11 protein-coding genes are annotated in these 13,790 nt (G+C 49.0%); 7 read left to right on the top strand and 4 right to left on the bottom strand.

All coding sequences use genetic code 11. The features are described from left to right. Positions 1-68: 68 nt before the first annotated feature. From IE104_RS18320 to IE104_RS18305, 4 genes are all read right to left on the bottom strand, one after another. The gene (locus IE104_RS18320; protein ID WP_189421255.1) at positions 69-224 is read right to left on the bottom strand and encodes a hypothetical protein; all 156 of its coding nucleotides are present in this window, start codon (positions 222-224) and stop codon (positions 69-71) included. A 246-nt stretch (positions 225-470) separates the two neighbouring features. Next, positions 471-2,075, bottom strand: a complete 1,605-nt coding sequence (locus IE104_RS18315; RefSeq protein ID WP_189421253.1) for a general secretion pathway protein GspF — start codon at positions 2,073-2,075, stop codon at positions 471-473. Between the two features lie 177 nt (positions 2,076-2,252). Beyond that, positions 2,253-4,862 (bottom strand): LamG domain-containing protein, encoded by a 2,610-nt coding sequence (locus IE104_RS18310; RefSeq protein WP_189421251.1) that lies wholly within the window; start codon positions 4,860-4,862, stop codon positions 2,253-2,255. 6 nt (positions 4,863-4,868) lie between these two features. Next, positions 4,869-6,083, bottom strand: a complete 1,215-nt coding sequence (locus IE104_RS18305; RefSeq protein ID WP_373298541.1) for a DUF1585 domain-containing protein — start codon at positions 6,081-6,083, stop codon at positions 4,869-4,871. Positions 6,084-6,642: 559 nt separating this feature from the next. On the opposite strand from IE104_RS18305, the gene IE104_RS18300 reads away from it, so the two are divergent. From IE104_RS18300 to IE104_RS18270, 7 genes are all read left to right on the top strand, one after another. Then, positions 6,643-9,534 carry an HzsA-related protein gene (locus IE104_RS18300; RefSeq protein ID WP_189421249.1) on the top strand — a complete coding sequence of 964 codons (2,892 nt, stop codon included), beginning with the start codon at positions 6,643-6,645 and terminating at the stop codon, positions 9,532-9,534. A gap of 18 nt (positions 9,535-9,552) precedes the next feature. Continuing rightward, positions 9,553-10,389: an SH3 domain-containing protein gene (locus IE104_RS18295; protein WP_229838144.1), complete on the top strand. Its 837-nt coding sequence runs from the start codon at positions 9,553-9,555 to the stop codon at positions 10,387-10,389. Then, positions 10,359-11,030 carry an outer membrane beta-barrel domain-containing protein gene (locus IE104_RS18290; protein WP_189421246.1) on the top strand — a complete coding sequence of 224 codons (672 nt, stop codon included), beginning with the start codon at positions 10,359-10,361 and terminating at the stop codon, positions 11,028-11,030. The genes IE104_RS18295 and IE104_RS18290 overlap by 31 nt, the downstream gene beginning before the upstream one ends. Before the next feature lie 50 nt (positions 11,031-11,080). Beyond that, complete coding sequence (locus tag IE104_RS18285) at positions 11,081-11,569, top strand: TlpA family protein disulfide reductase (protein ID WP_189421243.1); 489 nt, start codon at positions 11,081-11,083, stop codon at positions 11,567-11,569. Further along, positions 11,566-11,799 (top strand): DUF4266 domain-containing protein, encoded by a 234-nt coding sequence (locus IE104_RS18280; protein WP_373298539.1) that lies wholly within the window; start codon positions 11,566-11,568, stop codon positions 11,797-11,799. Before IE104_RS18285 ends, IE104_RS18280 begins: the two co-directional genes overlap by 4 nt. Next, positions 11,786-12,997: a DUF3570 domain-containing protein gene (locus tag IE104_RS18275; protein WP_229838142.1), complete on the top strand. Its 1,212-nt coding sequence runs from the start codon at positions 11,786-11,788 to the stop codon at positions 12,995-12,997. The genes IE104_RS18280 and IE104_RS18275 overlap by 14 nt, the downstream gene beginning before the upstream one ends. Positions 12,998-13,160: 163 nt before the next feature. Continuing rightward, the gene (locus IE104_RS18270) at positions 13,161-13,670 is read left to right on the top strand and encodes a glutathione peroxidase (RefSeq protein WP_229838128.1); all 510 of its coding nucleotides are present in this window, start codon (positions 13,161-13,163) and stop codon (positions 13,668-13,670) included. Positions 13,671-13,790: the final 120 nt, after the last annotated feature.

Raw genomic sequence — 13,790 nt, 5'->3', positions numbered from 1 at the left:
CCGCTGCGCGAGGATGACGATTCCCATATAAAATTTTTATTTTTTTATTGTTGTAATGACATGAATTATTAATGCTTCATTGCAACAATAATCACTGCAATGCCAACGCATAAGGCAAGTAGCTTTGCTGAAGTTCCGTAATCTTTTCCAAGAGCATCGGAGCCTTGTGGTGTCATCTCACCCTTAATTTTCACATCGGCATTTAATTGGTGTTTTAGATCCACTTTACAGCCTCCAATTTTGGCTTATTTAATAGATTTCGCATTTTATTGCGTAGGGTGGTGGTGATCCTCTTGTGGGATTTCCAAACCGACTGAGCTATTAAATATTGGAGTCACGACGGAGTATTTTTTGCGCGCGCAAAAATATTTTTTGAATGAGGCGGCATCACGACTATTAGGGTGCAATTCCTAATGAAGCAGTAATTAACAAGTGACTAATAACATTTCAGCTTCCTTGCTTCTTTAATACTAAACCGGCTTCGAAATCAAGCCATTACAAATCGGCTGAAACGCCGTCATTCTATCTACCATCACGCTACTGCCAATTCCGTTGCCTTTGAATAAGGTGCCGAATTGGCTTTGCTCTCCGTGCAACGCCATGTAATTCAAAATAACAGTTTCCACTAACAGGTTTACGTTGTTGGCGGCGGGGCTTGAGGCGGTTTCTACGTCGCCGCTGGCGCGCATGTAGCCGAGTTGTTGGTGAACGCGTTGTGCCATGGTGATGGTGGCTGGGTCTGAGCTGGTGCCGTCCATGAGGATGGGACGTTTGGTCGGGTTGTATACCAAAAAGTAGGCCGATGCAGTTTGTTGGTCGTCACCTGTCCATTGGCCTTTGCCGCGGCCCTCTGTGCTGTTGTCGGCCATGCCATTGCTGAATACGGAGCCGTCGCTGAATACATAAATCATGATCGGTACTTGCAAGCGTGCGGCGTATTCCAGGCAGGCGCCTATGCATTTGCCGGCGCGTTCGTCGCGCATTTCGCCAGCGGAGCGGTTGCCGGTGTGGTAGTCGAAACCGCCCATGGTGATAGTGCCTGCGCCAGCGTAGCCGTTGACGACCAGCTTCATCACTGAGGCGGTTTTGCGGAATTCGCTGTCGGTGTCAAATTCGGCTTTGCTGAAAATACCTGTTGGGCCAACGATGTTGGGATCATCTACCACGCTAACGCTGCGTGGGTCGCCAAAGCGGTCGGCAATGTCCGCGCTTTTGATGTAGCCGCAGCGGATCATTTCTTTCAATTCGGCATCACGTGCGGTGCCGGTCTTCACGTATTTGAGTTTGGCATCGCTAATGCGGTACATGGATTCCATTACCGACACAGTGTCCTGCTGGCTCATTAAGCTCACCAGGTCACCTACATCGATCAAACCTTTTACGTCACCTGGGTTGTCGATTTTGGTGGGGCGCACTTCCAGGTTGATCATGCTGGAAGGTGACATGGAATTGCCGCCGGAGTCGCTATTGACTGAGCCAATCAAGGTCAACAGCGAGCCATCTGCGCCGTATTTGTTGATGCCGTACATGGGGTTGTGCGGGTTATTGCCAGTGTCGTTTTCCGAGCGTGCGGGAATTACCGCACCGTTGGTCATAGCGGCGGTAGTAATGGCAACCCGGCTCTTGATGCCGCGCAGAACCGCGCTGTCAGAGTGGAAGGCGAGACCGAGGGTTTGATCAACAAAATTTGTGGTTGAAGAGTTGGGGGCCATGGCTGCCGGTAAGCCCTGTTTGCTGTAGCCGGCGGTACTGATCAAGTCGAGCTGGCCACCTTTTTGGCCGACCAAAACGTTTGAGCCAGCTATGTTGGCGCCGCCTGCCAAATCAAAACAGATAAAAGGAATCTTGCCTGCACCTTGGGAGGCAATGCCGCACTGGGCGCGCTTGTCGGCGATGTCGGATGACAAGCTCCCCATGGCCGAAGGTGCCAGCAAGCTGAACAGTGAACCGCCAGCGAGAGTGACGCCGCCAGCTTTAAACCCCTGCGCGATAAGTTCGCGGCGGGTGATTGGGCGGCTATGGCTGTTCAACAGCAGCGGCGCGTCTGGATGAAGTGGAGCTTTGTTTCTTGCCATGTCTTAACCTGCTAGTAGCGGTTGGTGTTCAACTGTTTATTTCAGATTGCCGTCTTTGTTTGAGGGCTTGAACCCCCCTACCAACCTCCCCCTTTCCAAGGGGGAGATCGGGGCGACTGCATGGATGCGGGAGGTAGAGCCACGCAAGATGCGGTTGCCGAGGGGTTTTGTTCTATATCACTGCAACAACATCACCGCGCTACCCAAGGCTGCCGAACAGGTAGCTTTGACGGTAGTTAAGGTACGGTCTGCAGCGCAGCCGCTGCCGCAGGCGGTCATGGTGTCAATCAATCGATTCAACTCGGTGCGCAAAAGCGCAGGATCAGCTTGGGTGTTCAGCGCAGTGCCGCCGATTTCTGCGGCTAATAAGCGCTTAAGCAACGGATCAATAATTTGGCTGCGACCGCTGGCGCTAAAGGCGCTGGATGCGGGTGCGCCAAAATTAAAGCCTGCAAAGTAGCTATCGCGAATAGCATTAGGGGCACTGCTGCTACCCACTAAGGCGTTGCAATAAGCCACTGTCAGTTGGGTGATACCCATTTGCTGCGCGGCAAGGAAACCATCAAGGTTGGCAAGCGTTGGCAGCTGTTGCTGCACCTTGCCATAAGTGGTTTTTACGCTGGCGTTTGATTGGGGGATACCGGTCAAGGTAGACAGTGACGCATTGATTTCCGCAAAGCGACGCAATCCAATCAGCGGCTGGCCTTCAATATCAGCCGGAGTGGCGGCTGGAGGTGGCGTAGGCGCCGTGCGAGCGTAGGTTTTGCTGCCGATTTGGTCAAAGGTAAGGAAGAATTGGTCTTGATCCGGCCCGCCTTTAATTTCAACTACCGTACCTAAAGTCGATAGCGTCTGGCGACCGTTAACCATGGCGTTCGAGTTGAGCGAAGTATTGAGGTTGGCAAATACCTGTCCGGTTGCCGCTTCTTCGCCGTTGATGCCGATATGAATTCCTTTAAGCGGAATATCGCTGTTTATGGCGGTGCCTTTCAGGTTGGTAAAGAAAGGATTCGCGAACAGATAGCCGTAGTCATCGAATTGTTGCACTTCAAACACCAGGAAGCTGTCGGGCGTGCCGATGAGGCTAGAGATGTTGAAAAGCAGCAAGTATTTCGCCCCCACCCCAACTTTGTAGTTGGCTTTGATATCAGCGGCTGTCATAGCGCGCTTGTGGATGCCGAGGAAACGGATGCTGCCTTGCCATTGGGTTTTGGTATCACCGCTCACTTCGTTGCCAAGCGCCAAGGCATAGCTGCTATCCCAATCTTTCAATACGGCGCCCTTGCTGGGGTCTGCATCGCCAGTGAATTCGCCATTTACGTAGATGCGACGGCCGTTAGTTTGGTCATAGGTAACAACCACGTGCTGCAAGGTCGCTTGCAAGCGTTGAGCGGCATCGGCGGTGTGCAGTTCGCGCAGGCCGTTGCCGTCACTTTTATCAGTGCGGTTGAGGAAGCTGTAGTTGTACTCGTATTGACCCAGAGTAAAGTTGCGGTCAATAGCACTGCCCGAATAGGTCACTATGCGCGCGGGGTTATTGTCGTTAGTGCCCTGGGTGACGTTATCGGGAATAACCCAGGCTTCAATGCTGTATTCACCTGAACCGCGGATGAGGTCAAAGAATTTGCGGCTGGTCGCCGTGGTTGCCTGGGCGCGGCCCGTGTCTTTGATTTTGATGCCCCAAGCGCTGCTCCAACCCACGTTGCCCATGATGTTCAGGTTGGCTGCCGGCTCTACACCGCTGGTGTCATAGGCGATGCTGCCCTTGCCGGATTTGAATTCGTATTTGGCGATCAGATTGGTGTCTATACGGCCACCACTGGTGAGTACAAAGGCATCGCCCAAGCCAACGGTTTTACTGATAACTAATGAAGAATCGACTTCAATCGGTTTCAAGCTGTTAGAGAAGGCGGCGATTTTGGCTTCCATAGTGGCCGAGTTAGCGGCGCAGTCGCTCCAGCAGTTATGGAAATCGCTGCGCAGGCGTTGCACAAGGCGCGATTGAGCAGGGTTATCCAAACGGATTTTGGTCTTGGCGGCAGCGTAGGCAATGGCGAGGTTAGCGTTGTAAATGCTTTGGTAATTGGCGTCGCCGGGTTTGATTTGGCCATCAAACTGAGCGAAGTAAGGTTGTTGCTTCGTAAGAGCTGTTTCGGAATGGCAACGGGAACAATATTCGGTCAGCACCGGATACACGGTTTTGGCAAAGTTGTCCGGATTTTGCGGATCATTAGGATCTTTAGGGAAGTTTTTGCTGTTAACCACATCCTTCTCGGCGGGCGCAATCAGTGTCACGTCGTTAGCTTTGGTTTCGCTGGGGCCGGCCCAGTTGGTAATCCAGGTGGTGATGGTATCGCCACAGGCAACCGAGTCTTTCAACCAGCAGTTATGGCCTTTGGAAACTTTCTCAACAATGTGGGATTGCGACGGGTTGGAAAGCGACACCAAGCCATTGCTGATCATTTCATCGTAAGCGAGGTTAATGTCATCGGCACGAGCAAAGCGGGGAGCCTGGCCGGTGGCGTTATGGCAACCGCCACAACGATCTTCGCGCGCTATGTTGATCCATAGATTAGTCTGGAATTTCAGCACATCCGGCGTGCCTGCCGGTTTTTGGCCTTTGTAGGTAAAGGTTTCTGTACCGGTATTGCCATTGCTGGTATCCGGATTAGTCGTTGTTTTGGCCGAGCTGCCTGAACCGCAGCCAGTCATTACCAACAAGCTGGCAGAAAAGGCCAAAGGTAGTGCAAAAGGAAGTGCAATGAGTTTACGAGTGAGTTTTATCATGATCGCTTACTCACCTTTGCAGTAGTCGGCGGTGTCGATAAACACCTGCTTGAGTTGATAACCTTTGCTCGCAAAGTTGGTTGTAATTGCATCAACTTTGCTGCGATCTGCCGCATTGGCAGGTTTACGCAGGCAGACGTGCTTGAACACTTTTTCCACTTGGCAGCTGGCGAATGCCTTGCTGTAAGCCAATTCTTTATCCATATCTTTAGCACCCGAGCCTTTGCCCGGCAGTGCTGAACTCCAGCCCAGATTAGTGTTGATGCCTTCGCGCCAGTAGTTTTGCCAGTCGTCGTTAGTAGTGACGTATCCGTAGGGGAAGGTGGTGCTGTTAATCAGGTATTTTTTCTCAACACGGGTGCCGGTAGTGGGATCTGTGGCACCTGCTGCGTTGTAGTGGATGCTGCCGTTAAGGGCATCCGGGTCGCCGACAGAATCAAATTCAAAATCGTAGTAAGCGTAAGCTTTGGCCATAGGGTCCATGCCACTGTGGCAACCAATGCATCCGTTGAGGAACACGCGGCTGTCGCCCCCGGGACTGCGACTAACGTCCTGGCGAATAAAATCGGGTACGCGAGTAGTGTCGTGCACTTGTTCCAAATCGCGGCAGAGGTGGTTGATCAAGGTAAAACGGAACATGGCGCGGTTGGTGCCCGCAATAAAAAATGCTTTTGCGGCGGCACGGCTGGTAATAACGCCGGAGGTGGCCTCTGTTGGAAGGCCGTTAACTGAAGATTGGGCAATAGATATAAATTTATTGGGGTCTTTAAGCTCGATATGCTGGTCTTCAATCGCTTGGTAGTGAGCGTTGTTACTAATCGAGTAGGCCGGTAAACCGAGATTAGGGTTGGCCACGTAGAGCACATCATCAAACAGCACCCGGCGGAAATCGGCGTTGTCGCGCACCAGGCCAATCACGGTTGCAGTGTAGTCATTAAGCGGCGCAAATACGGTTTGTTCGCGGTTGGTCCAGGGCGTCACCATATTTTTCAAAACAACGCTGTAAAAACCTTCGTTATCCATGGCGAGTTCTACGGCTTTGTCTTTTTGGCCTGCATCTAAAAATGCTGCCATTTGCAGTAGTACGGTTTCGCTCGGTGGCACGCCAGCAACGCGGTTGTGGATTTGCAGTGCCTGCTCGCGCGAGCCGGCGTGTGCCTGGGCAGCAAGCAAACCGGCGCTGACCAAGGCTATTTGCAAATAGCGGCGTTGACGGTGCAGCCAGGCGGGAACCGCTGCGGTGATGGCTTTGGTGATGATGAAAGGGGTCACGGCTGCTCCGGGGCTAATCGTCAGACAAGAATTCTGGATTGATTATAGGCGGGAGTTTTTATGAAACCTGTGCCTCGCTTGCAAATATGCTGACAACTCAATCACATATTCGGGAATGCTTATGGATTTTGTGAAACAGGTAGCAAAGGATTTTTGTCGTTTCATAAACCACATCCATGTGGTTTACCCTACGGGCAGCTACGCTGTGCAAATTGCTCCTGCAATTTGTCATAAGCCACATCCATGTGGTTTACCCTACGGGCAGCTACGCAGTGCAAATTGCTCCTGCAATTTGTCACAAGCCACATATATTGTTTTGCTTAGGTAGCTAGGTTTTACAAGCTGCCTCTACAATTTGTCTTTCGTATCAAAAGGAGAACGAGACTTGTGCCGCAAATGATGCATTGAAAGGTCTTTAAATCGTGATTAAATCGAGAGAATGGCCTATACACTTCACTGACAATGATCTTCCCCTAATAGTCTCCCCAAATGATGTAAGGCAGTGCTTATGTTGCGACCACAGATTTCAGGCTTAGCCGGATCAGCCCTTGCCGGCACTTTTTGTGTTTGGCTGAGCGTCTGTGTTTTGCTAAGCGCCTGTGGTGGCGGTAGTGGGACGAGTAAAAGCTCCGATAGTGGACAAAAGCCTGATCCTGTTGCTGTCGACTTACCCATTGCCTATATCAAGCGCCCCATTCCGGTGGATGAAGATGAAAACCCCGTTTTCCCCGATTTGCTCGACCCAACGGACTTCAACCCCGGTGCGGCGGTTTATGTAAAAGAGCGCGCTACTGCGTTGGCAACGCCGGTCAACATTACCGAAGGGGCTTTTGAGAAAGGCGCGCTTTACGATGTAAAAGACCTAAGCACCAGTCCCGATGGCAAAAAGCTTTTGTTCGCCTTGCATCCACCCATGCTGGAGAACGTGACCGAGGAAAAACAACCCAAGTGGCAGATTTGGGAATACAACCTCACCACCAAAATCCTGCGCCCTATTATTACCTCCAGTATTGTGGCGCTTCAGGGGCATGACGTTAGCCCGCGCTACCTGCCTGATGGCCGTATTGTGTTCAGTTCAACCCGCCAAATCCGCAGCAAGGCAATTTTGTTGGACGATGGCAAACCCCAATTCTCGGCCTTGGAAGAAGGCAGCGATACACCGGCATTTGTACTGCACTCCATGAAGGACGATGGAACTGACATCCAGCAACTCACCTACAACCAAAGCCACGATTTGCAACCCACCGTGCTGCAAAACGGCAAGATTCTCTATAGTCACTGGGACCAATTTGCCACCAACAAGCTCAGCTTTTACACGGCGAATCCCGATGGCACCCAGGTTGAACGCCACTACGGTTACTTCAGCCTGAATATCGCACCTGAGACAGCCAACGCACCGCGCAATCGCCTGTTTCGCCCGCAAGAAATGCCCGATGGCCGCATAGCTGCCATTCTCAAACCCAATGAGGCCATGCTTGGGGGTGATATGGTGGTCATTGATACCAAGCATTTCTTTGAAAATGATTTACAAATTCCTGCTGGCGGCGGCACCGGTACCACAGCCCAAGCCTCCATTTCCATTTTGCCAATCAATACCAAAGTGGGTGAAAACGAGTTTTCGCAACATGGTCGTTATTCCTCATTAACTCCGCTATTCGATGGCACTAACCGCCTGTTAGTAAGTTGGAGTGAATGCCGTTTAATTGAACCGAAAGACAAACGTTTGGTGCCATGTACCGCAACCTGGTTAGCGACGCCGGGGGTAAAAGAGGCAGATCCAATTTACGGTATTTGGGTTTATAACATCACCCAACAAACCCAACAGCCAGTCGTTCTTGCAGAAGAAGGCATGATGTTTAGTGAGCCGGTATCGTTGGAACCGCGCGCTGCAGCAACATATCTTCAGCCCAAAATTGAAGCCGATTTGGCCGCAGAATCTGTGGGAATGCTCCATATTCGCAGCGTTTACGATATGGACGGCAAATTTAACAACTACGGTGCGGCAGCTTTTACCAGCATCGAGCAAATTGCCCAAGCGGCGCCAGATCAACGCCCAATACGTTTTGTACGTTTAATTAAAGCGGTTTCCATTCCCGATGATGAAACGGCAGATAACCTGGGTGATAACACTTATGGCGAGCTGTTCAACCAATTCACCAATCTTCGTGAGATTCTTGGCTATGCACCGGTAGAGCCGGATGGTTCAGTCAAAATCAAAGTGCCTGCCGATGTCGCTTTTACACTGGAGTTGATCAATAAGGATGGCAAACGCGTGGGCGCGCTCCATCGCAACTGGTTGCAGGTTCGTCCGGGTGAGGTGCGTGAGTGCAACGGTTGCCACAACGCCGTGACTGTAAATGCCGGTCACGGTCGCAGCGATGCGGAATTGGCGAGCATCAATAAAGGCGCTGGTGGAAGCCAATTTACCAACACTGTTCGTTTCGATCCCCTGGGCACACCAAGCCTGCCCAAAGCAGGGGAAACCATGGCGGAATTCGCCAGCCATACCACCTATTGTTTGATTCCTGGTGATCCCACTACCTGTGCACCTTTTAGCAACAAAGCCAAATCCACTAACCTGCGTGCCCCAAGTGTCGATTTGGTATTTGACGATGAATGGACCGATCCAGCTGTTCGCCCGAAAACCGCCAGCTTCGCCTATAGATACAAAAACCTCGCGCTGGTTGCGAGCGATATACATTCGCCCACGGCAGAAGCCTGTATGGAAGCGGATGGTTGGTCGAGCTTGTGCCGCGTTACCATCAACTATGAAAACCACTTGCAACCGATTTGGGAGCGCGCACGCGGCGCTGCCAATGGCATAGCAGATACCACCTGCGTCACCTGCCATACTTCTACCGACGCCGATGGCAACGTCAATATGAAAATTCCCGATGGCCAGCTTGAGCTTTTGGGTACCAAAGCGGCTAACAATCAGCGCATGCTCTCCTATACTGAGCTGACCACAACCACCAACAAGCAAATTCTTAACGTTAATAACGTCCCCACTATCGAGATACCCGTGTGCGAATTAGCACCGGCAGATTTGTATCCCGATATTGATGCTTGTGTAATAGTGCGCGATACCAATGGCGTGCCCACCTGTAATGGCGTGGCGAATTGTCCTTTTGTGCAAGATGCAATAACGGATGCAGTGGTGTTGGATGCAATGGGTAACCCAACGCCGCTGACCAGAAATATAGGAATTCCTCCCAGCATGAGCCGCGGCAGCGCATTGGGCAGTGCAAGGTTCTTTAATAAATTTGCTAATTTTAATGCGGCAACGGACACTGTGGATCATCGCGGCCTACTGAATGCCAGCGAATTAAAATTATTGTCAGAGTGGTTGGATATTGGCGGTACTTATTACAACAATCCTTTTGACATGATCAGACAATAACATTCGATGAATCGACTTGTGAAAATATCGCTTTTGAAAATAAAAACAGCAAAGCACTTTACTCGCAGCGCAAAGGCATGTGCTTATTGTCTTGGCTCAATCTGGTTATGGTCAGCTTCAGTTCTATTTAGCGTGAATGCATCCGCAGCGGATTTTTGGAAGCTGGATTGGTTTGCGCCAGACGTGCCCATTGAAGTAACCGTTAACGATGCGTTTATCAATGTATACAACGCACCCGGTCGAGGTTATCCAATTTTTCATGTGGTTGAGCGCGGTGAAACCATTACCTTGCTAAAGATGAAAACCGATTGGATTAAAATCAAAACGGTGCGCGGCATTGAGGGTTGGATCAAGCGTGGCGATGTTTTGTTAACGCTGGGCCCTGACGGTTTGGCCCCGGAGTTTCCTGACACCAAACAAGCAGATTATTTGGTTGACCGTTTTGAAGTGGGCACCGCTTTTGGGGATTTCGACGGTGCAGATTCGGTGAGTTTAAATTTGGGTTACAGGTTCACCAAAAATTTATCTACCGAAATTCGTCTTGCGCAAAACACCGGGCAATATTCAGACAGCCAAATTGCTGCGATTGCCATTTTGCATCAACCTTTTCCTGATTTGCGTGTATCGCCTTTTATCGGTATAGGCGCAGGCAAACTGAAAACTATGCCCAGTACAACGCTCGTGCAGTCGGAAGATCGCGAAGACAATTTACTGCAAGCGAGTTTGGGCGCTTACATTCATATTACCGGCCGTTTTTTTGTGCGCGCGGAATATATTAACGATTATGTGCTGACCAGCCGGAATACTAACGAAGAGGTTAATGAATGGAAAATCGGGTTCAACGTATTCTTTTAATTGCCAGTCTGTTGAGTGCGCTGGGTGGTTTTACTGCGCCAGCATTTGCAGCTGACGATAAAGAAAAAAATAACGACGGCGAATTGGGAAAAATTATTACGCCCGATATCGAACGTCGCCATATCAAAGAAGCTGACCTGGATTCGGAAGATTTTGAAGTAGGTTTGTATTACGGCATGCTGAGCGTAGAAGATTTCGGCAGCAATCCGGTAGTGGGTGTGAGTTTCGCTTACCACATCACTGAAGATTTTTTTGCGCAGCTCAACTATGGTACCAGCGAAACCCAAAAAACCAGTTACGAATTGTTGAGTGGTGGCGTTGAGCTTTTAACCAAGGACCAACGCGATCTCAGTTATTACAATATCTCCCTCGGTTACAATTTGCTGCCGGGCCAGGTTTATATTTCTGAGAAATGGCATTTCAATACCGGCGTCTATTTTATTGCCGGCGCGGGCAATACCCGCTTTGCTGAAAAAAATTATTTCACCTATAACCTCGGTGCGGGTTTTAAATTCTACGCAACCGATTGGTTGATGCTGGATTTGGGAATGCGCAATTACTCATTCAGCCATGAGTTGTTTGGTGAAAGTAAAAAAACCAATAATCTTGAATCACGTTTAGGTATTTCGTTGTTTTTCTAGGGCTAAAACCGTCAGGGAATTGTGAATACCAATTTTTATAGAGAAATATTATGTCATTTTTTTCGTGGGTTAAAAAAATCGCCGTCTTGGGTTTAGTGTTTGGCAGCAGTACTGTATTTGCAGCTGCAGCGCCGGATTTCACGCTGAAAAGTTCAACGGGTGAAAACATTCGTTTAGCGGAACAGCGCGGCCAAGTAGTGATGTTGAACTTCTGGGCTTCCTGGTGTGGCCCGTGTCGCGATGAAATGCCGTTGCTTGACAAGCTCAATAGCAAGTACGGAAAAATGGGCTTTGTGTTGTACGGAGTTAACACCGATCAGGATATTGCTGAAGCAAAAAAAGTCTTGGAAAAAGTAAAAGTTAATTATCCAATTCTGTTTGATCCCGATTCAAAATTGAGCGACCTTTATGCTGTGGATAGCATGCCATTCAGTGTGTTTATCGACAAGAAAGGCCAAATCCGCCATATACACAAAGGCTATGTTCCAGGTGACGACGAAAAATATATTAAACAAATCAAGGAGCTAATCAGCGAATGATGCGAACTAAAATCGCGCTGATCATAGTGGTGTTATCTACTTTGCTGTGTTCATCTTGCAGCCGGGTTAAGCCTTGGGTAAAACCTTACGAGCGCCAAAATATTTCTGATCCTATTATGAGTTTCAGTCGCGATCCGGTTTCGGATGCTTATCTCTCCCATGTGCATGATGCACGCGAAGGCGCTCGAGGTGCTGATGGTGGTTCGGGAGGCGGTTGTGGTTGCAATTAATTTTTTTGACTGCAAAAAAATGTTACGCCAGTTTGCACTCGTTGTTTGTGCGCTGAGTGTTGTTCCAGTTTTTGCTGCTGTATTGCCTGATGAACGCGTAGATATTCTGGAACACCAATACGATGGCGGCGGTATTCAAGTTACCGGTCCTTCAATTCTGGTACGCAAAAACATTGGTAAATCCGTTTCCGTATCCGCAAATTATTATGTGGACATGGTGAGCAGTGCCTCTATAGATGTGTTGGCATCTGCCAGCCGCTACAGCGAAGAGCGCAAACAAAAATCTGTTAGTGTGGATTACATGTTTGATCGCACTAATTTTAGTTTGGGTTATACCACCAGCGACGAAAATGATTACCAGGCAAAAACTTACAATCTCGGCGTAACCCAAAGTTTTTTTGGTGATTTAACAACCTTGAATTTTGGTTTCAGTTTTGGGCAAGATGTTGTCGGGCGAAATTTAAAAGGCGTACCAGATCCAGATTTTCATTTGGACAAAGAGCAGCGTCGCTATTCGTTAAACCTTTCACAAATTCTCACCAAAAACTTAATTGCCGAAATCAGCTTGGAGTCGGGTTCAGAAGCCTGTATTAACATGGCAGAAGGCGAAACTTGCCTGAACAATCCTTACCGCAGTTACAGTTATTTGCAGAACGGTGTGCGTGCGCTGGCGCTGGAAAAATATCCACTAACACACAATTCGGATGCTGGAAGTTTACGTGCAATTTATCACTTGCCCTACTCAGCTTCTGTGCGCGCTGATGTGCGTCGTTATACGGATAGCTGGGGAATCACCGCAACCAATGCCGAAGTGCGTTACATCCACGACTTCAAAAAAGATTTGTTGGTAGAAGTGAAATATCGCGTTTACAGTCAAACGGAAGCAGAATTTTACAGCGATTTATTTCCCTATAAAGATGCGCAAAATTTTATGGCGCGCGATAAAGAGTTGAGCCCCTTTTCATCCAAAACTATTGGCCTGGGTTTAACCTACAAATTCCCTTGGACTATTCCCGGCGTTGATAAAAGCACAGCCAATCTTTTTTGGGACCATATGAAAATTGATTACGAAGACTTCCGCGATTATGCGAACTTCGGTGGAACCAAAGCGCCGGCGTCTGGTTACAAAGTGGGTGAAGAGCCGCTTTATACCTTGGATGCAGATGTAATTCGCTTTTACCTTTCTTTTTGGTTTTAATTCAAGTTTTAACCTTTTTTAACTCAGCCCCCCTAGTCTCAAAGGTTAGGGGGCGCCTATCATCTATCTCCTTTCAAAAAACGTATAAATCTTCAAATCAACCAATGCTTTTTAATCGGGGGCAATTATGAAATCGCTAAGCCTGTTATTAGGAGCCGTCTTTATGGGGCTACTCTCATCCACCGCATTTGCTGCTTGTGAGCCACAGCTTCAAGGCGAGTATCGCAAATTACATTCTACCGAGTCGCTTAACCTGTGCAGCCTGGTTGAAAATAAAGTGACTTTGGTCGTCAACACAGCTAGCCATTGTGGATTTGCCAAGCAGTTCAAAGGCTTGGAAGCTTTACATAAACGCTACAAAGATAAGGGTTTAGTGATTGTTGGTTTTGCGAGCGATGACTTTAACCAGGAAGACAAAGACGAAGGCAATGCAGCGGGCATTTGCTTTAAGAACTTCGGTGTGACCTTCACCATGTTGGCGCCCACCAAAGTTAAAGGTCCTGAGGCGAACACCTTGTTTAAATATTTGGGTGCAGAATCAGGCGAACCAAAATGGAATTTCAATAAATATCTGGTGGGTAAAGATGGCAAGGTGATCCAACACTTTGGCAGCATGACCGAGCCAGATGCTGATAGTTTGAAAAAGGCGATTGATGATGCTTTGGCTAAATAAGCCTCAGTGCTTAATGATTTAAAGGGGCTTAGGCCCCTTTTTTTGCTTTATGCCATTTCTATTCCCAGCCCTTGCTATCTTCTCGACAAGTTTAAATTGTTAATAAAATCCAAGGATCAA

The sequence above is a fragment of the Cellvibrio zantedeschiae genome (assembly GCF_014652535.1).
Classification (GTDB): Bacteria; Pseudomonadota; Gammaproteobacteria; order Pseudomonadales; family Cellvibrionaceae; genus Cellvibrio; species Cellvibrio zantedeschiae.
This window is presented reverse-complemented; position numbering and strand designations above follow the sequence as displayed.

Coding starts and splice junctions, on each gene's coding strand:
- IE104_RS18280 (WP_373298539.1), top strand. CDS start 11,566: ATGATGCGAACTAAAATCGCGCTGATCATAGTGGTGTTATCTACTTTG.
- IE104_RS18290 (WP_189421246.1), top strand. CDS start 10,359: ATGGAAAATCGGGTTCAACGTATTCTTTTAATTGCCAGTCTGTTGAGT.
- IE104_RS18285 (WP_189421243.1), top strand. CDS start 11,081: ATGTCATTTTTTTCGTGGGTTAAAAAAATCGCCGTCTTGGGTTTAGTG.
- IE104_RS18310 (WP_189421251.1), bottom strand. CDS start 4,862: ATGATAAAACTCACTCGTAAACTCATTGCACTTCCTTTTGCACTACCT.
- IE104_RS18300 (WP_189421249.1), top strand. CDS start 6,643: ATGTTGCGACCACAGATTTCAGGCTTAGCCGGATCAGCCCTTGCCGGC.
- IE104_RS18315 (WP_189421253.1), bottom strand. CDS start 2,075: ATGGCAAGAAACAAAGCTCCACTTCATCCAGACGCGCCGCTGCTGTTG.
- IE104_RS18270 (WP_229838128.1), top strand. CDS start 13,161: ATGGGGCTACTCTCATCCACCGCATTTGCTGCTTGTGAGCCACAGCTT.